The organism is Kribbella sp. NBC_01484 (genome assembly GCF_036227145.1).
Lineage (GTDB): Bacteria > Actinomycetota > Actinomycetes > Propionibacteriales > Kribbellaceae > Kribbella.
Genome location: NZ_CP109437.1, coordinates 1,905,059 through 1,928,319, shown reverse-complemented (window position 1 = coordinate 1,928,319; position 23,261 = coordinate 1,905,059). Strand labels below are relative to the sequence as shown.

The window sequence follows — 23,261 nt, the reverse complement described above, 5'->3', positions numbered from 1 at the left end:
TAGGCATGACTGACGCACACGTTGACCCGGTAAACCCCGACAGCGGGCAGGACGACCTGCCCGAGCAGATGCGGGTTCGCCGGGAGAAGCGTGACCGCCTGCTGGCGGAGGGAGTGCAGCCCTACCCGATCTCGGTGCCGCGGACGCACCTGCTGAAGGACCTGCGGGCCAAGTACGACGGACAGGAGCTGGAGCCCGACACCAAGACCGGCGAGCAGGTCTCGGTGACCGGCCGGGTGATCTTCCTGCGCAACACCGGCAAGCTGTGCTTCGTCCGGCTCCGGGAAGGGGACGGGACCGAGCTGCAGGTGATGCTGTCGCTGGCGGACCTCGGTGACGAGGAGCTGGCCCGGTTCAAGCAGCTCGTCGACATCGGCGACCTGCTGTCCGTCCAGGGCGAGGTGGTGACGAGTCGCCGCGGTGAGCTGTCCGTCCAGGCGACCGGCTGGCAGATGGCCGCCAAGACGCTCCGCCCGCTCCCGAACGAGTACAAGCCGCTGAACGAGGAGGCCCGGGTCCGGCTCCGGTACGTCGACCTGATCGTCCGCCCCGAGGCGCGCGAGATGGTCCGGACGAAGGCCGCCGTACTCAAGTCACTGCGTGCTACCTACGACGAGCACGGCTTCATCGAGGTCGAGACACCGGTGCTGCAGCTCACCAACGGTGGCGCGGCGGCCCGGCCGTTCAGCACCCACCTGAACGCGTTCGACCAGGAGATGAAGCTGCGGATCGCACTCGAGCTCGATCTCAAGCGGGCGATGATCGGCGGCGTCGACCGGGTCTACGAGATCGGCCGGACGTTCCGCAACGAGGGACTCGACTCCACTCATGCCGCGGAATTCTCGATGATCGAGGCCTATCAGGCGTACGGCGATTACGACTCGATGGCCGAGCTGATCCAGGAGCTGATCCGGAACGCGGGCGCGGCGATCGGGAAGACCGTGGTCACCGCGCGCGACGGTTCGAGCATCGATCTGGAGCAGCCGTTCCGGCATGCCACGCTTTTCGGGCTGCTCTCCGAAGCGGTCGGCGAGAGCGTCGACGTGACCACGGACCTGGCCGCTCTGACCAAGTTGGCCGAGCAGCACGACGTCGAGCTGCAGCCGGGCCGGAATGCCGGCGAGATCGCCGTCGACTTGTTCGAGAAGCTGGCCGAGCACACCCTGATCCAGCCGACGTTTGTCCGCGACTATCCGGAGTCGGCGCGGCCGCTGGCGAAGCCGCACCGGGAGATCCCGGGACTGGTCGAGGCCTGGGACCTGTTCGTCAACGGCGTCGAGCTCGGGGTCGCCTACTCGGAGCTGAACGACCCGGTGATCCAGCGCGAACGCCTGGTGGCACAGTCATTGCTGGCCGCTGCCGGTGATCCCGAGGCGATGGACCTGGACGAGGACTTCCTCCGGGCGATGGAGTTCGGGATGCCGCCGGCCGGTGGGATGGGGATGGGCCTGGACCGGCTGATCATGCTGTTCACCGGGACCGGTATCCGGGAGACGATTCTGTTCCCGTTGCTCCGGCCGGAGTGATTCCTGCAAACCCGGCCCCGGGGTTGCCGCGATCGTTGCATAGCACAACGGACGGTCACGGCAATTCCCGGGGTCCTTTTCATTCTGGTCTGGCCGGATTCACCCCGGCCGGGCCGGTGTGAATACTCAAGGTGACCTCGGATGCACAGGGTCGATCGCGACCACCTGAGCCGGCGGATTTGGTCACATCTTTCCGGCTCATTCCGGGAGGTGAATGACACGAAGGCCCTTTGTGCGGTACAAATCAGGTGCAACAATTCGGCAGAGGGATTGTGCCCGATGGCGGGCGCGGAAAGGTTGTCATCGATGGCGCAAAGGGTGCAGGTGGTTCTCGAGGACGATCTCGACGGCGGTAAGGCCGACGAGACCGTGACCTTCGGGCTGGACGGCACGATGTACGAGATCGACCTGTCCAAGAAGAATGCCGCCAAACTGCGCGATGCCCTGGCCGGGTACGTCGGTTCGGGACGCCGGGTGTCCGGTCGCCGCGGCGCAGCGGCCCGGTCACGGGGACGGGGCCGGGCGGCTTCGGACTCGGCCGACATCCGGGCCTGGGCCAAGGACAACGGCTACGACGTGAGCGAGCGGGGCCGGATCTCCGCCGAGGTGCGGGCGGCGTACAACGAAGCCAAGTAATTCCGCAGGCCTGCCGGTCCCGGCCCCGTGAGGGTGCCGGGACCGTCCGCATTCCGGTTGTTTCACAGTGTGGACAGCCCGATCCGGGGCGGATGACTGACCGGGCAAGTAGTTCGGTGAAATTCGCTGGTGGCGAACACGCTGTCCGAAGGTGCGCACGCGGGAACACCCTGGAGATCCGCGGGGTTGTTCCCTTGTGATGCCTCCCGGCCGGTCGGCGATGTAGTGATGTTGTGTTCGCCCAGAGCGAGCCTGTCGGCACCGGGGACTAGCATGCATGTACGGGGGTCGGCCCACACGGTACGTCCGACTCCTCTGAGGCAAGGAGCGCTTTGGCGATGTTTGAACGATTTACGGACCGCGCCCGTCGGGTAGTCGTCCTGGCTCAGGAAGAGGCCAGGATGCTCAGCCACAACTACATCGGGACCGAGCACATCCTGCTCGGCCTGATCCACGAGGGTGAAGGGGTCGCCGCCAAGGCTCTCGAGAGCCTGGGTATCTCGCTCGAGGCCGTCCGCTCCCAGGTCGAGGAGATCATCGGCCAGGGGCAGCAGGCACCGAGCGGGCACATCCCGTTCACCCCCCGCGCCAAGAAGGTGCTGGAGCTCTCCCTGCGCGAGGCCCTGCAACTGGGCCACAACTACATCGGCACCGAGCACATCCTGCTCGGCCTCATCCGCGAGGGTGAGGGTGTCGCAGCGCAGGTCCTGGTCAAGCTCGGCGCGGACCTGAACAAGGTCCGGCAGCAGGTCATCCAGCTGCTGAGCGGGTACCAGGGCAAGGAGCCGTCGAGCGCCGGTACGCCCACCGAGGGTGCGCCCAGCAGCTCTCTGGTGCTGGACCAGTTCGGCCGGAACTACACCCAGTCCGCTCGTGAGGCGAAGCTCGACCCGGTGATCGGGCGCGAGACCGAGATCGAGCGGGTCATGCAGGTGCTGTCCCGGCGGACCAAGAACAACCCTGTCCTGATCGGTGAGCCGGGGGTCGGGAAGACCGCGATCGTGGAGGGTCTGGCCCAGCAGATCGTCCGCGGTGACGTCCCGGAGACCCTCAAGGACAAGCAGATCTACTCCCTCGACCTGGGCGCCCTGGTGGCCGGTTCGCGCTACCGCGGTGACTTCGAGGAACGCCTGAAGAAGGTGCTCAAGGAGATCCGCACCCGCGGCGACATCGTGCTGTTCATCGACGAGATCCACACCCTCGTCGGGGCCGGCGCCGCCGAGGGCGCGATCGACGCGGCGAGCATCCTGAAGCCGATGCTGGCCCGTGGTGAGCTGCAGACCATCGGCGCCACGACGCTCGACGAGTACCGCAAGTACGTCGAGAAGGACGCCGCGCTGGAGCGCCGGTTCCAGCCGATCCAGGTGGCCGAGCCCTCGATCGCGCACACGATCGAGATCCTCAAGGGCCTCCGGGACCGGTACGAGGCGCACCACCGGGTGACCATCACCGACGCCGCGCTGGTGAACGCCGCGCAGATGGCCGACCGGTACATCTCCGACCGGTTCCTGCCGGACAAGGCGATCGACCTGATCGACGAGGCCGGGGCCCGGCTGCGGATCCGCCGGATGACGGCTCCGCCGGACCTGCGCGAGTTCGACGAGAAGATCGCGACCGTGCGCCGGGAGAAGGAGTCGGCCATCGACGCGCAGGACTTCGAGCGCGCCGCCGGTCTCCGCGACGACGAGAAGAAGCTGATCAACGCCAAGTCGGAGCGGGAGAAGCAGTGGAAGGCCGGCGACATGGACGTCGTCGCCGAGGTGGACGAGGAGCTGATCGCCGAGGTGCTGAGCACCGCGACCGGCATCCCCGTCTTCAAGCTGACCGAGGAGGAGTCCTCCCGGCTGCTCGACATGGAGAAGGAACTGGCCAAGCGCTACATCGGCCAGGAGGACGCGGTCAAGGCGCTGTCCCGCTCGATCCGGCGTACTCGCGCCGGCCTGAAGGACCCGCGTCGCCCGAGCGGCTCGTTCATCTTCGCCGGCCCGTCCGGTGTCGGTAAGACCGAGCTGTCCAAGGCGCTGACCGAGTTCCTGTTCGGCGACGAGAACGCGCTGATCAGCCTCGACATGTCGGAGTACTCCGAGAAGCACACCGCCTCCCGGCTCTTCGGCTCGCCGCCTGGTTACGTCGGCTACGAAGAGGGTGGCCAGCTGACCGAGAAGGTTCGCCGCAAGCCGTTCAGCGTGGTGCTGTTCGACGAGGTGGAGAAGGCCCACCCGGACATCTTCAACTCGCTGCTGCAGATCCTGGACGAGGGTCGTCTGACCGACGCCCAGGGCCGCGTGGTCGACTTCAAGAACACCGTGATCATCATGACCACGAACCTGGGCACCAAGGACATCGCGAAGGCGGTCTCCCTGGGCTTCTCGCAGGCCAGCGACGTCGGCGGCACGTACGAGAAGATGAAGGCGAAGGTGACGGAGGAGCTCAAGCAGCACTTCCGCCCGGAGTTCCTGAACCGCGTCGACGAGATCGTGGTCTTCCACCAGCACGACATGGCGGCGATCGTGAAGATCGTCGACCTGATGGTCGCGCAGGTGGAGGAGCGGCTGAAGGACAAGGACATGGGTATCGAGCTCACGCCGGCGGCGAAGGAGCTGGTCGCCAAGCGGGGCTTCGACCCGGTCCTGGGCGCCCGCCCGCTGCGCCGCGCGCTGCAGCGCGACGTGGAGGACATCCTGGCCGAGAAGATCCTGTTCGGGGAGCTGCGTCCCGGCCAGATCGTGGTGGTCGACGTCGCCCCCGAAGGCACGGTCGACGCCGACGGCGTGACCGAGTACTTCACCTTCACCGGCAACCCGAAGTCGTCGACTCCGGACCTGGAGCTGACCGACCTCGCCGCCGGCGGTGGCTCGGGCCTGCAGGACTCGTAGTCGACAGCAACAAAACAGCAGGCCTCGCGCGGTCGCGCGGGGTCTGCTGTTTTTCGTAGGCTTCAGGCAGTCGGGGGGACGACTACTGGTCCAGGCCACTGGCGCGAGTACTGCGCCGGTAGCGTGCGTACAGGGAGACACGCGTGAGTTACACGGAGCGACCCGGATGGCCGTATCGTCCTGTTACTTCCCGCCCACGTACCGCGTTGTAACGCTGTGACCACGCTGATGGGACCCGGACTGTCGGAAAGGGGGCCGGGGATGGAATCATCTCGTCGCATGGACGCTCCGCGTCTGCCATTGACCCAGGAACCGGTCGCCGACACCGGTTCCTTTGGCGTGCGGCAAGCGGGTGGCGTGCTCGAGCGGGCCCAGCGGATCGCCGACACCCTGCGGGAGCAGGCGGAGCACGAGAACGACCTCGCCCGTGAGGACGCCGACCGGATCCGGTCCGAGACCGAGCACCTGAAGGCCGAGGTCGAGGCCGCCTCGCAGAAGCTGCGGGCCGACTCGATGGCTGCCGCCCAGCGACTGCTGAACGACGCAGAGCGGGCCGCTGACCAGCTCCGGACCGAGGCCGAGACCGAGGCCGAGCGGGTCCGCTCCGAGGCCGAGGAGGCCGCCGAGCGGCTCCGAGCCGAATCCACCGCCGAGGCCGACCGGGTACGGCGCGATGCCGCCATCGCGGCGCATCAGCTGCGGACAGAGTCGACCGCCGAGGCCGAGCGGGTCCGGGCCGAGGCCACGATGATCGCCGAGCGGCTGAAGGCCGACTCCGAGGCTGCGGCCGAGCAGCTCCGGGTCGCGGTCGCCGACGAGGTGGCCAGGCGCAGGGCGGACTCCGAGGCCGCGGCCGAGAAACTCCGGACCGAGAGCCAGGCGGCCGCCGACCGGCTGCGGGCCGAGTCGCAGGCCGCCGCGGACCGCCGGATCGCCGCGGCCGAGGCCGAAGCGGCCCAGCTGAAGGAAGCGTCCGACGAACTGCTCGAAGACGCCCAGCTGGCCCGCGAGTCGGCGCAGGCGATGGTCGACCGGGCCGGCCGCGAGGCGCAGCAGCTGGTCGCGGACGCCGGTGAGCAGGCCAGGCTGGTCTCCCAGGCCGCGGTGCGCAACGAGGCCGACCTGATCGCCCGCGCCGAGACCGAGGCGAGCGATCTGCGCGCGGCGGTCGAGCGCGAGGTCGAGGCCGCGCGGGAGAAGTCCCGGATCCAGATCGCCGAGGCACACGCCGAGATCGAGCGGCTCCGCGGCGAGAACCGGTCCGAGCTGGAGCGCCGGACCGCGGAGCTGGAGGAGACCGAGCGGGCCAAGCTCGCCGCGATCTCGCTCGAGATCGACAAGCTCCGGGCCGAGGCCGTGGCCGAGATCGCCGAGCGCAAGGCCGAGACCGAGGCCGGTAACGAGCGGCTGATGGCCGACGCGCGGGCCCAGGCCAAGCTGGTGGTCGATTCCATCGAGGCGGATCGCCGGACGGCGACGGGCGAGGCGCAGCGGATCGTCGAGGACGCCAACCGGGCCGCCGAGGCGGCGCTGGCCGAGGCCGAGAAGCAGACGCTGTGGAGCAAGAAGACGGTCGACGACCTGATCGGCGCGGCCGAGTCCGAGGCGCAGTCGATCCGCGACCAGGCCACGGCCGAAGCGACCGACTACCTCCGGCAGAAGCGAGCGCATCTGCGCCGCGTGGTCGGCCGTTCGACCAGCCGGCTCAAGCAGACCCAGGACGCGATCGCCAGAGAGAACGCCGAGCTGACCACGCTCGCGGAGACGAGGTTGTCGTCGGCAACCGAGCAGGCCGAGTCGACGCTGGCCGCGGCCGAGCAGGAAGCCGAGAAGATCACCGCCAGGGCACACGCCCGGGTGGACCGGCTGAAGGCGTCCGCCGGGTCGGACGCCGCCGAGATCATCGAGCGGGCGAACCGGCGCGAGGCCGAGGCCGAGGCCAGTACCCAGGTCCTGCGCGAGCGTGCGGCCAACGATCTGGCCGACGCGCAGCGCCAGTCGCACGAACTGATCCGTAGATCCCGCGCCGAGGCCCAGCAGATCGAGGCGCAGGCCCGCGAGCACGCCGACGACCTGCGTGCCCAGGCCCGAAAACTTCTCGCCGACGCCGAGGCGAGGGTCGCGGCACTGAACCAGCGCCGTGATGAGATCACCAAGGAGCTCACCCAGCTTTCGGGTGTGATCGAGGCACTCGCTGTACCCGGCTTCCGCTCAGGTGGTGGAATGTCCTCCAGCGAGGGTTCCACGGGGGAATCAGGATGAGGACGTGACAGTCAGATCCTTGTCAGTGACAATGTGTGATCCACCCACCCACCGAAGTGAGCATCAGAAGACATGAGCAGTGAAAGCCCAACCCCGTTCCGCACCGTTCTGCGTGGCTACGAGCCTGCCCAGGTGGACCAGCACATCCGTGAGCTGACCACCTCGCTGACCGCGCTGCAGCAGCAGTCCGAGCAGCTGCAGCGGCACGTTCAGGAGCTGCAGTCCCGCACGGACGCCGCGGAGTCGGCCGTCATCTCCGCCCAGGAGGAGAGCAAGGACCGCACCCCGACCTTCACCGAGTTCGGTGAGCGGGTGGCGAAGATTCTGTCGCTGGCCGACGACGAGGCCCGTGACCTGGTCACCCGTGCCCGCACCGACGCCGAGGCGATCGTCGCCGACGCCGAGGCGCACGCGAAGAAGGTCCGCAAGGAGGCCGAGCAGTACTCCCTGGACTGGAAGAGCGAGGTCGACGCGGAGGCGGCTCGCATCCTCGAGGAGGCCCGCACCCAGGCCGACGACATGCGTGACGAGGCCGAGCGCGACGCGACCGCCCGGCGCAGCGAGGCCCAGGCGCTGTACGAGCAGGAGCGGGCCAAGTCCGCCCAGGCCGCGGCCGCCTTCGAGACCACCCTGGCCGAGCGCCGGGGCAAGGTCGAGCAGGAGTTCGCCGCCCGGACCGCACTGGCCGAGCAGCAGCTGGCCGCCGTCACCGACCGCGCCGCGCAGGTGCAGCGCGAGGCCGACCGGGCTCGTTCCGAGGCCGAGCGCCTGGCCCAGCAGCAGCTGGCCGACGCGAACCGTCAGGCGCAGGAGATCGTTGCCGCCGCGAAGGACAAGTCGGAGCGGATCCGGGCCGAGTCCGAGCGCGAGCTCGCCGCCGCGACCCAGCGTCGCGACAGCATCAACGCGCAGCTGACCAACGTCCGCCAGATGCTGGCGACGCTGTCCGGCAGCCCGGCGATGCCGCTCGACCTGCTGGCCGACGACGACGAACAAGCCACCACCGGCAGCAAGAAGAACTGAAGGACCCGAGGCCGGCCCGGATCCCGGGCCGGCCCTCAACTCGGTAGCCGATAGTGGCTGTGGGCAAGCGGCTCCACCAGACCGTCGGCCACCAGGCCGTCCAGCGCGCGCTCCCGCTGAGCCACGTCGTGCCAGCAGGCATCCAGCGCCGTCTTGGGTACGGCGCCTTCTGCGGACCGCAGCACGGCCAGCAACCGGCCACGAACCTGCCGATCGGTGCCCTCGTACGTCTGCCCCTTCCGAGGCGGCCCGTCGTACGGCGGACTCCCGGCCAGCACCCAAGCACACCGGCCACGAATCGGGCACTCGTCGCACTTCGGCGTACGTGCGGTGCAGACCAGTGCTCCTAGTTCCATCGAGGCAACCGCCCAACGGGCGGCTGTCGGCTCGTCAGCGGGGAGTGCGGTCACCGCGAGCCGCTGGTCGGCCGCAGTGGGGGAGATGCTCGGCTGCGCGACTCCGGTGAGGGCTCGCGCGAGCACTCGGCGCACGTTGGTGTCCACGACCGCGTGCCGCCGGCCGAACGCGAAGGACGCGATCGCAGCCGCCGTGTACGTCCCTACGCCGGGCAGTGCGAGCAGTGCGGCGTGATCATCCGGCACCTCACCACCATGGCGCTCCACGATCGCCTGAGCCGCCGCGTGCAGTCGCAGGGCGCGTCGTGGGTACCCAAGCCGGTCCCAGGCCCGCACAGCCTCACCTGGCGCCTCTACGGCCAGGTCCACCGGCTTCGGCCACCGCTCCAGCCACACCTGGTACGCCGGCAGCACCCGACTGACCGGTGTCTGCTGCAGCATGAACTCGCTCACCATGACTGCCCACGGGCCCGCGTCCGGCTCCCGCCAGGGCAGTACTCGCGCGTTGGCGTCGTACCACTCCAGCACCGGCTCGTGAAAGGTGCTAGCTCCGGTCATGGGGCCTCCCGGGAGTCGCAGCCCCATGACCCGCCGTGCCCCAGGCGCGGCATGGGCACAGCGGTGAGCGGCGAGCCTGACTGGTCGAGCACAGAGCCGATATTAGGGTGCGAACATGAGCAGCCTGCTCCGTCCGGTCGGGCATCTGCCCGCCAGCGTGTACTGGTTCCGCCGGGGACTGGTGCTCGCCGTACTGGTGCTGCTGTTCCTTCTCATCGTCCGATTGTTCGGTGGCGGCGGTGACAGCCCGCACAACACGGCCGCCTCGGACCCGAGCAGTAGCGCCCCACCTGCCGCGCCGACCACCACTCCGACGGTTACGGCGACGCCTACCAGAACCACCACGCCGCCAACTCCACGGGACACGAAGTGTTCCGGGTCCGATGTGCGCGTCGAGGTGCTGCCGGCCAACCGGAAGATCGCGTCCGGGTCCGCGCTGAACTTCGTGGTCCGGCTCGACGCGGTGTCGGACGGCTGCAAGGCGACGATCGATCCCAGCGCGCTGACCGTGACGGTGATGTCCGGCACGGACCTGATCTGGACGACAACCCATTGTGGACAAGCGATTCCGCGCGCCACGCTGGTTGTTGCCAAAGGCAAGCAGGCGACGAGTACGGTGCCCTGGAACGGGCACCGGTCCGGCCCCGGCTGCCTTCCCGGGCAGCCGGTGGCCAAACCTGGCACCTATGTGGTGAAGGCCGACTTCGACGACCGCTCGTCAGCCGTGCAGGCTTTCCAGGTCGTCTGACGGCTTGCCCTGCGTGCGCACCGGCTTGGCGAACATGAGCGCGGCCGCCAGACCGATCAGCAGCACCGAGGCCGGTAGGATCAGCGCCTGCGCCATCGAGTCACTGAAGCCCTGCTGCAATGGCTCCGGCAAGCTCCCGCTGAAGGCGCCTTCACCCGCCGCTGCACCAGCCGATGCCACCGGCAGGTTGCGCGCCAGCAGCGACTCCATCAGTACGGCGATGCCGGCGCTGCCGAGCACCGCGCCGATCTGCCGCGTCGTGTTGTAGACGCCCGCCCCGGCGCCCGCCTGACTCAGCGGCAGGTTGCGGGTCGCCGTACTGCCGATCGGAGCCCACATGAAGCCGTTCGCCACGCCAAGCAACGCGATCGGCAGCAGCAGCTCCCAGATCGGTACGTCGGGCTCGATCACCTGGCTGAGCCAGAACAGGGCGATCGAGCAGCACGCGAGTCCGAAGCCGGCCAGGTAGCGCGGATGCGCCCGGTCGGTGAGCCGGCCGACGAACGGCGACAGCAGGCCGGTGATGACGGCCATCGGGACCAGCAGCAACGCCGACTTGGTCGGGCTCAGTCCGCGCACGGCCTGCGCGTACAGAAACAGTGGGAACGTCATCGCGGTGATCGCGAAGCCGACCGTGGTGATCGCGACGTTGGCCAGCGAGAAGTTGCGATCCTTGAACAGGCCCAGCGGCAGCAGCGGTTCGCCGCGGTTGCGGGACTGCCAGACCACGAAGATCGCCAGCACGACCAGACCGGTGATGATCAGCGACCAGACCGAGATCGGTCCCTTGATCGTGCCCCAGTTGTACTTCTGTCCTTCCTGGATGCCGAACACCAAGCAGAACAAACCGATCGAGCTCAGCACCACCCCCGGGATGTCGAACTTGTGCTCGTTCGTCGGCAGGTCGGGCACCAGTCGCATCGCCAGGACGAATCCGACCACGCCGACCGGCACGTTGATGAAGAAGATCCACTGCCAGCCCAGCCCGTCCACCAGCACGCCGCCGAGGATCGGGCCGACCAGCGTCGCCACGCCGGCGGTCGCGCCCCACAGGCTCATCGCCCGGCCGCGCTGGTCCGGCGGGAAGATCCGGGTGATCACGGCCATCGTCTGCGGTGTCATCATCGCGGCGCCGAGACCCTGGAAGACCCGGGCCAGGATCAGCATGCCGATCGAGGTGGTGAACCCGCACCAGAGCGATGCCAGGGTGAACAGGGCCAGACCGGTCAGATAGACCTTCTTCGGACCGACCCGGTCACCGAGTCGTCCGGTCACCAGCAGGGGTACGGCGTACGCGAGCAGGTAGGCGCTGGTCACCCAGATGACACTGCCGACATCGGTGTGCAGGTCTTCCAGGATCGCGGGCGTCGCGACCGACACGATGGTCGAGTCGACCAGGATCATGAAGAAGCCGATGACGAGGGCCCACAGCGCGGGCCACGGCCGCACCTCCGGAGGCCTCACGTGTTCTTGCGGGGTTGCCATGGCAAGTCCTTGCTCTCGATACGTTCGATGGTGGTGGCGAGCCAGTCCCGTTCGGCGGCGATCTGGTTGCGGATGTAGGCGCCGCCGATCCAGTACGGCTCGTGCACGCCGTCCTCGCGGGCCCGCCCGAGCGACTCGTCCAGATCCTTGAGCCAGTCGTCCAGGTCCGCGACCCGGCAGCGGAACCGCAGCAGCGCATCCTCGGCGTCGAGGTTGTGCGCCTCGCTGAGGACCACCGGGAACAACGGGTATTCGTAGACGTACTTCTCGATCCCACTCTCCACCCGGCGCCGCAGCGCTTCGGCACCCGCCGGGGTGATCTCGTAGGTCGTGCGTTCGGGGCGGTTGCCGGCCCGTTCGGTGCCGGTCGCGCGGACGTACTGCTGCCCGGCCAGTCGCTCGACCGTGTGGTAGAGCGAGCCGGGCCGGACCTTCACGATCCGGTCGTTCTGGCGGCTGACCAGCAGTTGGTACATCTCGTAGGCGTGCATCGGGTTCTCGTGCAGCAGCGCCAGGACCGAAATCGCCAACGGCGTGAGCTCGGCCATCATCCTCCACCTGGATTGTTCCACGCGAAATGTTCCATCCGGAGTATTACTCTCCGACGGCCGGACGCGCAAGACCCCCGGCGGGTGGCCGGGGGTCTGGGGTGATCGGGGGAGCCGGGGTCAGACGTACCGCTCGAGGATGCTCGACTCGGCCAGCCGGGAGAGCCCCTCGCGGACGGTGCGGGCCCGGTTCTCGCCGACGCCCTCGACCGTCTGCAGGTCGTCGATGCTTGCCGCGAGCAACTTCTGCAGGTGGCCGAAGTGGTCGATCAGCCGGTCGATCACCGCACCCGGCAGGCGCGGCACCTTGGCCAGCAGCCGGTAGCCCCGCGGTGTGACCGCGGCGTCGAGCTGCTCGGCGCCGCCGAGCTGCAGGGCCCGGGCGACCTGACCGATGTCGAGCAGGTCGGTCGGGCTGACCGCGTCCAGCTCGAGCAGTACGTCGTCCGCCGTCTTGGGCTTGCGACCCGTGGCCGGTGGCAGGTAGTCGCGGACGACCAGTTCGCGTTCACCGGCGACCCCGGCGACGAGCTCGTTGAGCTGCAGGGTGAGCAAGCGGCCGTCGGTGCCGAGCTCGACGACGTACCCGTCGATCTCGGTGGCGATCCGCCGGACCATCTCCAGCCGCTGCGCGACCGCGGCCACGTCGCGAACCGTGACCAGGTCCTCGATCTCCAGCGCGGACAGCGTGGCAGACACCTCGTCGAGGCGGAGCTTGTACCGCTCGAGCGTCGCGAGGGCCTGGTTGGCGCGGGACAGGATCGCGCCGGAGTCCTCGAGGACGTAGCGCTGGTCGTCGACGTACAGCGCGATGATGTGCATCGACTGCGACACCGAGATGACCGGGAACCCGGTCTGCCGCGCGACCCGGTCGGCGGTGCGGTGCCGGGTTCCGGTCTCCTCGGTGTGGATCGACGGGTCCGGCATCAGGTGTACGGCGGCGCGGAGCAGCCGGCTCACGTCGCGGTCGAGGATGATCGCGCCGTCCATCTTGCTCAGCTCACGCAGTCCGGTCGCGGAGAACTCGACCTCGATCTCGAAGCCGCCGGTCGAGATCGAGTCGACGGTCTTGTCGTGGCCCAGGACGAGCAGGGCGCCGGTACGCCCGCGCAGGATCCGTTCCAGGCCTTCGCGCAGTTCGGTCCCGGGTGCCACCGCCGCGAGGGTCGCGCGCATCCGGGCGCCGGTGCTGTTCTTGTCGGAATTCGGAGCCACGGAACCTGAGTCTATGCGGTTACGCGGATGCGATGGAGCCGAAGTCCCCGGTGGGCGTCCGCTCGCGGGGTGCGATGCCGGTCGCGGTTGCCCGTGCGCGTGCAGCCGCTCGTGCATCCGGACCGTGCAGTTGTGGTTTGCCGCGTGAATCAAGCCCTCGCGGCGACGGCGCCTGTCGCGTCAGGGGCAGCGGATGACCTGACCGGCATACGAGAGACCGCCGCCGAACCCGAACAACAGCACCGGCGCGCCGGACGGGATCTCGCGCTTCTCGACCAGTTTCGACAGCGCGATCGGGATGCTCGCGGCCGACGTGTTGCCGGACTCGACCACATCCTTGGCGACCACCGCGTTGACCGCGCCGAGCCGCTTGGCCAGCGGCTCGATGATGCGCAGGTTGGCCTGGTGCAGAACCACGCCGCCGAGTTCCTCGGGCTTCAGGCCGGCCTTCTCGCACACCTGCTGCGCGATCTCCGGCAGTTGCGTGGTGGCCCAGCGGAAGACGCTGAGTCCTTCCTGCTGGAACGGGCCGTCGCGGCCCTCGATCCGGACCGCGTCCGACATCTCCGGCACCGAGCCCCACACCACCGGACCGACCTCGGGCTCCTCACTCGCGACCACCACGGCCGCGCCGGCGCCGTCGCCGATCAGCACGCAGGTGGTGCGGTCGGTCCAGTCCGTCCAGTCGCTCAGCTTCTCCACGCCGATGACCAGGGCCTTCGACGCGGCGCCGGCCCGGATCGCCTGGTCGGCGGTCGCCAGCGCGTAGGTGAAGCCCGAGCACGCGGTGTTCAGGTCGATCGCGGCCGGGTTGCCGAGGCCGAGCCGCGCGGCGACCCGGGCGGCGATGTTCGGTGACCGGTCGATCGCCGTACAGGTCGCGACGACGACGTAGTCGATCTCGGAGCTGTCGATCCCGGCATTGGCGACGGCCTTGTCGGCGGCCCGCCACGCCATCTCGTCGACCGATTCGTCCGGTGCCGCGATGCGGCGCTCCCGGATCCCGACCCGGCTCTGGATCCACTCGTCGTTGGTCTCGACCATGGTGGCGAGCTCGGCGTTGGTGAGCACCCGCTCGGGTTGGTAGTGGCCGAGCGCGACAACTCTGGATCCGGTCATCTCGTGCTCCTGCAGTCATCCGGCGGGGGGTGCCGGCGGGTTCCCGGGTTCGCCACTGAACCCGACGGGGCGCCCCCAGAGTACGTTCCCCATCGACCGTGTGTAGATCCCCGTCTCACCCCACACCCGCAGTTCGGTGCGATCTCTGCGGAGGCATTGCGGCGTAAGGTAACTCGGGGGGATGGGCAGACCTACGCCCGTTCTGTCGGCCACCGAGAACCGCACCTTCGGTAGGGACGGAGCCGGATGACATGACGGCGGACGTCCGGGGATCGACCGCCGCCACCCTCGGGCGTATCAGGCGGCTCGACGACGGCGGGCGGGCCGCGGTACGCCGGGCCGTTCAGGTCACCGTCGCGGCCTGTCTGGGCTTCTACCCGTTGCAGTACGTCGTCGGGGACCCGACGACGGCGGTGTACGCCCTCTTCACGGCGGTCGCACTCGGGGGGCTGTCGGACCTGCAGGGCGCGCCGTCGACGCGGACACGGACCTACCTCGCCGCAGTCGCCATCGGCGCCGTGCTCATCACTGCGGGAACCCTGGCTGCGGTGAGTACCGCGGTCGCCGCCGCGGGGATGCTCGTCGTCGGGTTCACCGTGGCCTACGCGGGAGTGGGCGGCCCTCGGGTCGCCGGGGTGGCCAACGGGTTGCAGCTGTTCTATGTGCTGCCGTGCTTCCCGCCGTTCGCTCCGGACACCCTCGACCAGCGGCTCGTCGGCCTGCTGGTGGGCGGTCTGTTGCTCACACTCGCCGACCGGCTGGTCTGGCCCGCAGCCGCTCCACGACCACACGGTGAGCGGCTGCTCGAAGCGGCGGACGCCGTTGCCGCGTACGCGATGGCGCTGCGACCGGTACTGCAGAGCCCGGCGGCGGCCATCGGCCCGGAGCTCGCCGCCCGCCGCGCTGCACTCGATGCCGTGGCCCGGTTGCGGCTGTCGGACATCCCGCCGGCGCAACGGCCCCTCGGCCCGGGCATCCGCGACCGTGCGCTGCTCGCCGCCAGCGCCGCGACCCGGGTGGCCGCGGGCCGCCTGGCCGACCTGGCCGACCTGCTGACCGACTCGCAGCGCACCAGGCATCCCGGTACCGCCGATCTCGTCGCCGCGTCCGGCGACGCCTTCGCCGCCCTCGCCGCGGCGCTGCGAGCCGGCAGCCCGAGCCCGATCGCCACCACCGGCGTCGACGGCGCGCTGGAGAGGTACGTCGCCGAGCGGGGCCGGCGCCTTGCCAACCAGGCGGGGACCCCGGCGGGCCTCCGGGCCGGGCTCGCGGGGATGGCCGTAGCCGAGAGCGCCCGCACTGCCGTGCTCGCCGGAGGCGGCTTCCTGAGGGCGCCGGCACCCGATCCCGCCACGACGCCGCAGCAACTGTGGTTCCTGCACGCCCGGCCCGCGGAGCTGGTGTGGCAACGCGTCCGCGCGAATCTCACGCCGCGCTCGGTGTATCTGCAGAACGCGGTGCGCCTCGCCGTCGGCCTGGCCGCCGCCCGGGTCGTCGCCGGCGTGCTGGACCTCTCGCACGGCTTCTGGGTCCTGCTGGCGACCCTGAGCCTGATGCGCACGTCGGCAGTGGCGGACCGAGCCGTCTTTCTGCGCGGCTTCGTCGGAACGGTCGGCGGTGCGCTCGTCGCGGCCGGCCTGCTCGCCCTCGTCGGTCCCGATGTCGACGTGTTGGCCTGGGCATTGCCGCTGGTGATGATGGTGGGGTTCGTGGCGGGCCCCCTGTTCGGTGTCGCGGCCGGCCAGGCCTGCTTCACCGTCGTCGTTGCGTTGCTGTTCGCGCAGGTCGCGCCGGCGAACTGGCGGTTGGCCGAAGTCAGGCTCGCTGACGTCGTCGTCGGCGGCCTCGTCGGCGCGCTCATCGGCGCGGCGGTGTGGCCGCGTGGAGGTGGCGGAGAGGTCCGGCGGGCGGCTGCGGCCGGCCTGCACGCGGGTGCGCGCGTCATCCGGGACACCGTCACGCGGCTGACCCGTGGTGTCTCCTCGGGGACCCCGCCCGACCTCAACCGACTGGCGGCGCTGTTCGACCAGGCGTACGTGCAGTTCCGCACCGAGCCGTCCGGCGACCCCGGCCCGGACTGGCTGATCGTGCTGTCGGTCGTGCACCGGCTCGCCGACTACTCGTCCGTGCTGCAGGCCCGTCACGCCGGAGGGCCGTATCCGCCGATGGACGCCGCAGGAGCCCTGGAGGGCGCGGCGGGTGAGGTCAGCGCCGACTACGCGACCGCGGCCGCCGCCATCGCCGTAGGCGACCCCCCTCCCGCCCGCGCGGGCGCTGCCCTGAGCCGACGACTCGACGACTCAGGCACCCCGACACTGTCCGGGGCGCAGGACGCGACGCTGCGGATCGTCGACGGCTGGAGCTGGCTGCACGCGCTGGCCGACGACCTCGACCGGCTCGAGCGGGCGCTCGGCCCTGCGTCCGTCACAGCACCCCAGGCCCGGCGGTGAACGTCACGACCATCGACCCGGGTGGCCGGGAGGGTTGGGTGACGAGATCAGGCGAGGCCGGCGGCCATCAGGGCCGAGGGGAGGTCGGGGGCGGCGAAGACGCGCAGACCGTACTTGGCCTGCATGTCCATCGGCTTCAGGTCCTTGCCGCGGTTGGGGACGTCGGCGGGCACGATCGCCTTGGTGAAGCCCAGCCGGGCGGCTTCGGCCAGGCGCTTCTCGAGGCCGCCGACCCGGCGGACCTCACCGGCCAGGCCGACCTCGCCGATCGCGATCAGGCCGGGATGGATCGGACGGTCCATCACCGACGACGCGACCGCGATCGCGACGGCCAGGTCCGCGACCGGCTCGGTGATCTTCACGCCGCCGACGGTGGCGACGTACACCTCCTGATCGGTCAGCTTGAGGCCGGCCCGATTGCCGAGTACGGCGAGGACCATCGCGACCCGGGACGACTCCAGCCCCGACGTGGTCCGGCGCGGCTGGGGAGCGGCCGACGGGCCGACCAGCGCCTGGACCTCGGCCAGCAGCGGCCGGCGGCCCTCCATCATCACCGTCACGCACGTGCCGGCGACCGGCTCGGCGTGCTCGGAGACGAACAGCCCGGTCGGGTCCGACACCTCGACGATGCCGGTGTCGACCATGTCGAAGCACCCGACCTCGTCCGACGGCCCGAATCGGTTCTTGGTCGCTCGCACCATCCGGAACCCGGAGTGCCGGTCGCCGTCGAACGCGAGCACGACGTCGACCAGGTGCTCGAGCATCCGCGGCCCCGCGATCGCGCCGTCCTTGGTCACGTGCCCGACCAGTACGACGGCGATGTGCCGCTCCTTGGCCAGCCGCACCAGCGCACCGGTGACCTCGCGGACCTGCGTCACCCCACCGGGCGCGCCGTCGACCTCCGGATGCGCCATGGTCTGCACCGAGTCGATCACCAGGAACGACGGGTCCACGGCGTCGACCTGCCCGACGACCGCGCCCAGGTCGGTCTCGGCCGCGAGATACAGCTCGTCGACGAGCGCGTCGGTCCGCCCGGCGCGCAGCCGCACCTGGGCGGCCGACTCCTCACCCGAGACGTAGAGCGTGCGTTGACCGCGCCGGGCTGACTGCGCCGCGACCTCGAGCAACAGCGTGGACTTCCCGACGCCGGGCTCACCCGCGAGCAGGATCACCGCCCCTGGTACGACGCCGCCGCCGAGGACCCGGTCGAGCTCGGCGATGCCGGTCGGACGGGACTCGGCCTCGATCGCGGACACCTTGGCGATCGGCATTGCGGGCGACGAGACCGGACCAGCGGTGATCCGGGCGGCCTTGGGCGCTCCGACCTCGGCGACCGTGCCCCACGCCTGGCATTCACCGCACCGCCCGATCCAGCGCGCCGTCGTCCAGCCACACTCCGAACAAGCGAACGACGTTGCCTTGCTCTTGGTCTGCCCCGCCGTCTTCGCCATGCCCAACAACCTAAGCGAAACCGCCGACAAATCCTGTCAACGGGTGAAGTGGTTGCGGATGCGCTCGAGGCCGCGAGTGAGCCGGCTGACGGCGACGCGGTGCCCGGCGTCTTCGGCGATCACCGGCGGGGCTGCGATCTCCCGTGCGGCTTCGAGGTATCTCGCCAGGATCTCGCTCTCCGACGTACGCAACAGCGCACTCTGCTCGAGCAACTCACGCGCGGAGCGCAGCCGGCCGGCCGCTACCTCGGCCGAGCCCAGGTGCTGAAGACACCGCGCGCGGCCTTCGCGTTCGTCGACCTCGGCGTAGAGGTGTTCGGCGTGCTGCCACCAGCGCTTCGCCTCGTGCGGACTGCGCTGCATCCACGCCGCCACGCCAGTGAGCTCGAGGGCATGCGCCTGACCGCTGATGTCGCCCGCCGCCGTCGCACGGGCCACGGCCGGCCGAAGCTGATCCAGCGCGCCCTCCGGGTCCTGGTGATACAGCTGCACGATCGCGCGGTTGATGTAGATCGCGACCTCGGCGGCAAGGTCGGGACCCGGGCGGCTCAGCCGCGCGTCGTCCAACCGGTCCCGGGCATTCAGGACGGCCTCGTCGCGGTCGTTGCCCGCTGGCGCCAGTTCGGCTCGGGCCAGGTGGAGGAGTGCCCGCTCGACCTGCCTGCGAGTCGTCAGAGCGGCCGCGGTCCGAGTGTGCGTCGCCACATTGTCCGAGACGCCCAGCCGAGTGCTCGCTGCTTCCAGATCACCCATCAGCCGGTACGCCGTTGCAGCGCGGGCGGCGGCGAGTTCCGCCAGGTCGCGGCGCCCACAGGCGTCCGCGACAGCGCTCAGGAACTCACTCAACTCCAGCAATGCACCCGGCTCTGAGCGGCGGAGGTACCAGACCTCGAGTGCGTCACAGATCCGGGCCAGGTCATCGGCCGTCTCGTCGCGCGGCTTCTCCGTGAGCAGTACCTCGCGCAGTTGCGGTTCGTTCATCGAGTACCACTCGGCCGCGGCCATCCCGCCGGCATCGGACCCGAGTGCGATCATCCACTGCTCGGCCTCTTCGGCCGCCGCATGAAGCTCGGGGGCGGCGATCGGCGCGTGAACGCCGTACCGCCGGCGTCGATAGGCCTGGAGTGCGGCCGGCGCGTTGTAGATCGCCCAGATCAGCAAGAGGATGAGGGCCACGGCGACGCCGACGATGCGCACCCAGCCGGTCGCACTGAAGCTCTGCGACCACCCGTCGGTCAGGAGCCCGGTCAGCAGGCCGGATGCGAGTCCACTGATCCCGAAGACGCGTCCGCGTCGCCCCGTCCGCGGCGGCTTCTCCTCCGGAGAAGGCCCGCGATCCTCGTCAGCGCTCATGGCCTGCTCCCAGCGGTCAGCCCGCGCACCACGGTCTGCCAGAACGACAACATCAGTACAGCCGGTACGACGGACGCGACCACAGCTGCAGCGGCCACGGTTCCACTCGACGCCGAGAACTGCCGCGCCTCACCCCACAACACCAGCGACAACGGCGTCGTACCAGGGCCACTGATCAGGAAGCCGACGATGAAGTCGTTCCACACCAGTGCAAACTCCAGCACCGCGACAGCAACCAGTGCGGGCCGATACGTCCGCTGCACAGTCGCGAGTACGGCGCTCTGCCGCGCAGGACCCTGCAATGCCTCAGACACCAACGCCGGTGGAGCTGATGCGAAAGCAGACCGCAGCAACAGCACTGCGAACGGCAGACCGGCGGCCGCATGCACAAGCGCCAGTGCGATCCGCGATCCCGCCAACCCAGCACTACCGATCGCATCCCGCAGCGGAGCGGCATACATCTGCACAGGAGTCACTGCCAGCACTACAAAGGCAGACGTCACCACCCGGCCCAGCCACTGCGGCAAGCCGCCCCATGCGACTAGATAAGCCGTCGGTACGGCGATCACCAGCAGGACAACCGTGGCCGCACCGGCGATGAGCGCTGTGGACAGCAGAGCCCGGAACAGCCCGATATTCGCAGCCGCCGCGAACGATGAGAACCCCAGTCCCGAAAGGGACCACCAACCTCGCAGCCCGGCCTCCCGCGGTGAGTGCAGCGCAGTTGCGACGAGCACCACCGCGGGGAAGATCCACACCAGGCTCACTGCGAACCCGACCGTCCACCCGATCCGTCGTACCCGCTTGCTCGGCTTCGGTCGACCCAGCGACGGGTCGGGCGGCACGACCGTGACGGGCATGGCCCACCGACGCCGCCGCAGTCCACGGACGCCGATCACGCCGACCGCGGCCACGATGGCGAAGAGCACCACACCGAGGGCCGCCGTACGTCCGGAGTCGTCGCCAGTCGTGGTCGCACGCCACCAGTTCAGACCGAGCACATCAGCGGACCGCTGCATCGAACCCGGTACGACGATCAGCACCAGGTCGAACACCCGGACTGCCGCGATCACCAGGGTCAGCGTGACCACACCGGTGATCGGCCGCAGCATCGGGATCTCCAGCGCCAGTAGCCGCCGCCACCCCGTCACCCCTTCGGCAGCGATGGTCCGGGTCACGTCGTCGGGGATCGCGTCCAGACCGGCGCGGAACAGCGACACGACGTACCCGAGCCAGGTCCAGCCGAAGGCGGACACCAGCACGAGCCAGAACAGACCGGGGCCCAGCCACACCGGACTCGACCCGAACAGTCGCGTCCAGACCGCTGTCACGGTCCCACGTTCCGGCGTCGGGTCGAAGATCAGCCGGAACGTCGCACCGGACACCAGCACCGACACCGCGAACGGGATCACCAGTGCAGGCTGCAGGAACGACGCCAGTCCGGGCAGCCGATAACTCAACAGGGCAAGGAAGAACCCGACTGCGACGAGTCCGAAGGCGACCAGCACCCAGAGCAGACTGTTGCCCACGGCACGCAATGCGCCGGGGTCGCCCATCACCGCGAAGTTGCCGAAACCGAGGCCGCCCGGCGTCCGGAACGCCGCGACCACCGTCACCCCGATCGGTATCAGCAGCAGACAGCTCAGCAGGAGCGCCGGCAAGCCCAGCAGGTACGGTCCGGCCGGCCGGCGCGGCTTTCCCGGTACCGGCCGTCCGCTCACCTCCCGGCCGACGACCTCGAGCGACAGGCCGTTCGTCTGCAGGCCCATCAGCCCTCCACCTCCCGCAGTTCGCTCATCGCCGCGTCGACAGCCTCGGGTACGACGGCAGCCCCGCGGCCACCGATCTGGGTCAGGAAGTCGGTGAGGACACGCCACAGTCCGTTGATGTCACCGAGCCGTCCCAGCAGGTCGGACAGGTCGAACTGCAATTGCTCTCCCGGACGGGTCAGCTGTTCGGCCAGCCGGGTGAGCTCGGGGGAGTAGCCCGACACCTGTCCGTCGACCAGGAACCCGCCCTCCTTGATCCACGGGTCCGTGGCGGTTGGAGCGGCCAGCCGACGGACCAGATCGCGCGCGTCCTCGGTGGTCGGCTTCGGCAACACCATGACGTCCCCACCGACGACCACGGGCGCAGCCGCGCCGGGTTCCAGGGGTGGGAAGGTGAAGACACCGGTGTCGTCCGGGTCTGCGGCAAACGACCGTACGACCGGCTCGGCGAAGTCGGACGCGAGCACCATGGCTGCTCTGCGGTGTCCGAACACCTCCACAACCGCATCTGGGAACTGCTGCACGAGCGAGCGCTTCACTCCACCGGCCAGCGCACCAGGAGCCGACCACATCGTCCCCAGCAACCGTAGTGCAGCGGCGAACTGCGGCTGCCGGGACGGACGTGGATCAGCAGCCGTCGCGAGTCCTGCATAGACGGCCGGCGCTATGCCCAGCAGCACGTTCTCCAAGAAGTCGGTCAGCACCCAGCCATCACCAGCAGCCAAGGACAACGGCGTGACCCCGGCCTGCGTCAAGGTCCGGTTGAGGTCCAGCCAGTCCGCCCACAGTCGCGGAGGTTGTACGCCGACCTGCTGGAACACCGACGGCCGATACCAGACCGCCGATTTGTGCGCTGTCTTGAAGGGCACGCCGTACGTAGTTCCGTCGTGCACCAACTGCTCTTTCCACAAGCGGGCCCGGCCGAGGTCGGCGAGGTCGTCGGGGATCGGCTCGAGGTCGTGGAGATGACGAGGGACCAGACCGGGTTGCGGCAGCATCACGATGTCCGGCCGGCGCGTGGATCGGGCGCCGAACGCCGTGGAGATGTCGTCGCCGAGCGGTACGACCTCCACGGGATAGTCCAGCCGGCCGAGACCGTCGAGCACCTTGTGGAAGGCACGTAGCTCCTGACCGCTCCAGCTCACGGCGACCCGCACGCTACGGCGCAGTCCGAGCACATCGCTCGAACAGCCCGCGACCACTAGCGTCGCGGCGGCTCCCAGGAACGCTCGGCGACTACTCCGCATCGAGGAAACCCGCCGTACGGGCTGAACTGGTTGTGATGAGCAGGATCGCCGCGGACGAGAGGTCCGGGTTGTGTTCGATGCGCAGTAGGGATCCCCAGGTTGGTAGGCCGTTCGCGTCCTCCAGCAGGATCACCCGCGGGTACGCGCCGAGTGCTCGGGCCACACCGGCCAGCCGGCGACGGCCTGGGGTGATCTCGTGCGGGTAGCGGTCGAGCACGTCCGCGAGTCCGCACCGGCCGGCTTTGACCAGACTCTGTTCCTTCGCGGCCTGCTTGGTGACCGGATGCGCGACAGTGTGCCCGTGGATCACGTTGTCGAGGACAGTCAGGTGCGGAAGCAGGCCACCCTCGGCGGGCACCAGCCGGACCGCGCCGCCGATCTTCACCACCGCGCCGTCCGGCGGATCCTCGGCACCGGTCACCAGGTCGGCCAGCCGACGGCGGTCCACCGCGGCGGGCATCACCACGGCTCGCTGCTGACCTACGTCGATCCGAAGTCGATCCGGCAACCCCGGCACGCGGTCGAGCAGCAGTCCGTCCATCCCTGGCTGGCGCCTCCCCCAGAAGACCCGTCGAGTGGTTCGTCAACCCTATGGGCCCCGGAGGTCCGCCCGCAGCCGGTCCCGGGTGTCGTTTCAGA

The 23,261-nt window shown here is 69.6% G+C and carries 17 protein-coding genes; 7 read left to right on the top strand and 10 right to left on the bottom strand.

Going from position 1 to position 23,261, the window contains the following annotated elements:
• Window positions 1–5 precede the first annotated feature (5 nt).
• From lysS to OG555_RS09425, 5 genes are all read left to right on the top strand, one after another.
• Window positions 6–1,526, top strand: a complete 1,521-nt coding sequence (gene lysS / locus OG555_RS09445) for a lysine--tRNA ligase (RefSeq protein ID WP_329482433.1) — start codon at window positions 6–8, stop codon at window positions 1,524–1,526.
• Window positions 1,527–1,832: 306 nt separating this feature from the next.
• Complete coding sequence (locus tag OG555_RS09440) at window positions 1,833–2,162, top strand: histone-like nucleoid-structuring protein Lsr2 (RefSeq protein WP_329482432.1); 330 nt, start codon at window positions 1,833–1,835, stop codon at window positions 2,160–2,162.
• A 338-nt stretch (window positions 2,163–2,500) separates the two neighbouring features.
• Window positions 2,501–5,038, top strand: coding sequence for an ATP-dependent Clp protease ATP-binding subunit (locus tag OG555_RS09435; protein WP_329482431.1), 2,538 nt, complete (start codon window positions 2,501–2,503; stop codon window positions 5,036–5,038).
• A 279-nt stretch (window positions 5,039–5,317) separates the two neighbouring features.
• On the top strand, window positions 5,318–7,300 hold the full coding sequence (locus OG555_RS09430; RefSeq protein ID WP_329482430.1) for a kinetoplast-associated-like protein: 1,983 nt from the start codon (window positions 5,318–5,320) through the stop codon (window positions 7,298–7,300).
• A gap of 72 nt (window positions 7,301–7,372) precedes the next feature.
• On the top strand, window positions 7,373–8,323 hold the full coding sequence (locus OG555_RS09425; protein WP_329482429.1) for a hypothetical protein: 951 nt from the start codon (window positions 7,373–7,375) through the stop codon (window positions 8,321–8,323).
• Window positions 8,324–8,358: 35 nt separating this feature from the next.
• Here the strand turns inward: OG555_RS09425 and OG555_RS09420 are convergent, their stop codons facing one another.
• Window positions 8,359–9,237 (bottom strand): A/G-specific adenine glycosylase, encoded by an 879-nt coding sequence (locus OG555_RS09420; RefSeq protein ID WP_329482428.1) that lies wholly within the window; start codon window positions 9,235–9,237, stop codon window positions 8,359–8,361.
• Between the two features lie 115 nt (window positions 9,238–9,352).
• On the opposite strand from OG555_RS09420, the gene OG555_RS09415 reads away from it, so the two are divergent.
• Window positions 9,353–9,985, top strand: a complete 633-nt coding sequence (locus tag OG555_RS09415; RefSeq protein WP_329482427.1) for a hypothetical protein — start codon at window positions 9,353–9,355, stop codon at window positions 9,983–9,985.
• Here the strand turns inward: OG555_RS09415 and OG555_RS09410 are convergent.
• The 4 genes from OG555_RS09410 to OG555_RS09395 form a co-directional block, all read right to left on the bottom strand.
• A complete protein-coding gene (locus OG555_RS09410) occupies window positions 9,956–11,470 on the bottom strand; it encodes a DHA2 family efflux MFS transporter permease subunit (RefSeq protein ID WP_329482426.1) in 1,515 nt (504 codons plus the stop codon). The two genes, OG555_RS09415 and OG555_RS09410, sit on opposite strands and share 30 nt — an antisense overlap.
• Complete coding sequence (locus tag OG555_RS09405) at window positions 11,446–12,021, bottom strand: PadR family transcriptional regulator (RefSeq protein ID WP_329482425.1); 576 nt, start codon at window positions 12,019–12,021, stop codon at window positions 11,446–11,448. Before OG555_RS09405 ends, OG555_RS09410 begins: the two co-directional genes overlap by 25 nt.
• Window positions 12,022–12,138: 117 nt before the next feature.
• The gene (gene disA / locus OG555_RS09400) at window positions 12,139–13,194 is read right to left on the bottom strand and encodes a DNA integrity scanning diadenylate cyclase DisA (RefSeq protein ID WP_328526919.1); all 1,056 of its coding nucleotides are present in this window, start codon (window positions 13,192–13,194) and stop codon (window positions 12,139–12,141) included.
• Window positions 13,195–13,413: 219 nt separating this feature from the next.
• Complete coding sequence (locus tag OG555_RS09395) at window positions 13,414–14,352, bottom strand: beta-ketoacyl-ACP synthase III (protein ID WP_329482424.1); 939 nt, start codon at window positions 14,350–14,352, stop codon at window positions 13,414–13,416.
• Window positions 14,353–14,603: 251 nt separating this feature from the next.
• Here OG555_RS09395 and OG555_RS09390 point away from each other — a divergent pair, with 251 nt between their 5' ends.
• Entirely contained in the window at window positions 14,604–16,802 is a 2,199-nt protein-coding gene (locus OG555_RS09390; protein WP_329482423.1) for an FUSC family protein, read from the top strand.
• A 47-nt stretch (window positions 16,803–16,849) separates the two neighbouring features.
• On the opposite strand, the gene radA is transcribed toward OG555_RS09390, so the two are convergent.
• The 5 genes from radA to OG555_RS09365 are packed head-to-tail and all read right to left on the bottom strand — an operon-like array spanning window position 16,850 to window position 23,163.
• Window positions 16,850–18,253 carry a DNA repair protein RadA gene (gene radA, locus OG555_RS09385; RefSeq protein ID WP_329482422.1) on the bottom strand — a complete coding sequence of 468 codons (1,404 nt, stop codon included), beginning with the start codon at window positions 18,251–18,253 and terminating at the stop codon, window positions 16,850–16,852.
• Between the two features lie 36 nt (window positions 18,254–18,289).
• The gene (locus tag OG555_RS09380) at window positions 18,290–19,606 is read right to left on the bottom strand and encodes a hypothetical protein (protein WP_329482421.1); all 1,317 of its coding nucleotides are present in this window, start codon (window positions 19,604–19,606) and stop codon (window positions 18,290–18,292) included.
• Window positions 19,603–21,375 (bottom strand): sugar ABC transporter permease, encoded by a 1,773-nt coding sequence (locus OG555_RS09375; protein WP_329482420.1) that lies wholly within the window; start codon window positions 21,373–21,375, stop codon window positions 19,603–19,605. Before OG555_RS09375 ends, OG555_RS09380 begins: the two co-directional genes overlap by 4 nt.
• Window positions 21,375–22,622 carry an ABC transporter substrate-binding protein gene (locus OG555_RS09370; RefSeq protein WP_329482419.1) on the bottom strand — a complete coding sequence of 416 codons (1,248 nt, stop codon included), beginning with the start codon at window positions 22,620–22,622 and terminating at the stop codon, window positions 21,375–21,377. Before OG555_RS09370 ends, OG555_RS09375 begins: the two co-directional genes overlap by 1 nt.
• Window positions 22,612–23,163 (bottom strand): hypothetical protein, encoded by a 552-nt coding sequence (locus tag OG555_RS09365; protein ID WP_329482418.1) that lies wholly within the window; start codon window positions 23,161–23,163, stop codon window positions 22,612–22,614. The genes OG555_RS09370 and OG555_RS09365 overlap by 11 nt, the downstream gene beginning before the upstream one ends.
• Window positions 23,164–23,261: the final 98 nt, after the last annotated feature.

Coding starts and splice junctions, on each gene's coding strand:
- OG555_RS09410 (WP_329482426.1), bottom strand. CDS start 11,470: ATGGCAACCCCGCAAGAACACGTGAGGCCTCCGGAGGTGCGGCCGTGG.
- OG555_RS09425 (WP_329482429.1), top strand. CDS start 7,373: ATGAGCAGTGAAAGCCCAACCCCGTTCCGCACCGTTCTGCGTGGCTAC.
- OG555_RS09420 (WP_329482428.1), bottom strand. CDS start 9,237: ATGACCGGAGCTAGCACCTTTCACGAGCCGGTGCTGGAGTGGTACGAC.
- OG555_RS09440 (WP_329482432.1), top strand. CDS start 1,833: ATGGCGCAAAGGGTGCAGGTGGTTCTCGAGGACGATCTCGACGGCGGT.
- OG555_RS09380 (WP_329482421.1), bottom strand. CDS start 19,606: ATGAGCGCTGACGAGGATCGCGGGCCTTCTCCGGAGGAGAAGCCGCCG.
- OG555_RS09435 (WP_329482431.1), top strand. CDS start 2,501: ATGTTTGAACGATTTACGGACCGCGCCCGTCGGGTAGTCGTCCTGGCT.
- OG555_RS09365 (WP_329482418.1), bottom strand. CDS start 23,163: ATGGACGGACTGCTGCTCGACCGCGTGCCGGGGTTGCCGGATCGACTT.
- OG555_RS09405 (WP_329482425.1), bottom strand. CDS start 12,021: ATGATGGCCGAGCTCACGCCGTTGGCGATTTCGGTCCTGGCGCTGCTG.
- OG555_RS09430 (WP_329482430.1), top strand. CDS start 5,318: ATGGACGCTCCGCGTCTGCCATTGACCCAGGAACCGGTCGCCGACACC.
- OG555_RS09415 (WP_329482427.1), top strand. CDS start 9,353: ATGAGCAGCCTGCTCCGTCCGGTCGGGCATCTGCCCGCCAGCGTGTAC.
- OG555_RS09375 (WP_329482420.1), bottom strand. CDS start 21,375: ATGGGCCTGCAGACGAACGGCCTGTCGCTCGAGGTCGTCGGCCGGGAG.
- lysS (WP_329482433.1), top strand. CDS start 6: ATGACTGACGCACACGTTGACCCGGTAAACCCCGACAGCGGGCAGGAC.
- OG555_RS09370 (WP_329482419.1), bottom strand. CDS start 22,622: ATGCGGAGTAGTCGCCGAGCGTTCCTGGGAGCCGCCGCGACGCTAGTG.
- disA (WP_328526919.1), bottom strand. CDS start 13,194: ATGCGCGCGACCCTCGCGGCGGTGGCACCCGGGACCGAACTGCGCGAA.
- OG555_RS09390 (WP_329482423.1), top strand. CDS start 14,604: ATGACGGCGGACGTCCGGGGATCGACCGCCGCCACCCTCGGGCGTATC.
- radA (WP_329482422.1), bottom strand. CDS start 18,253: ATGGCGAAGACGGCGGGGCAGACCAAGAGCAAGGCAACGTCGTTCGCT.
- OG555_RS09395 (WP_329482424.1), bottom strand. CDS start 14,352: ATGACCGGATCCAGAGTTGTCGCGCTCGGCCACTACCAACCCGAGCGG.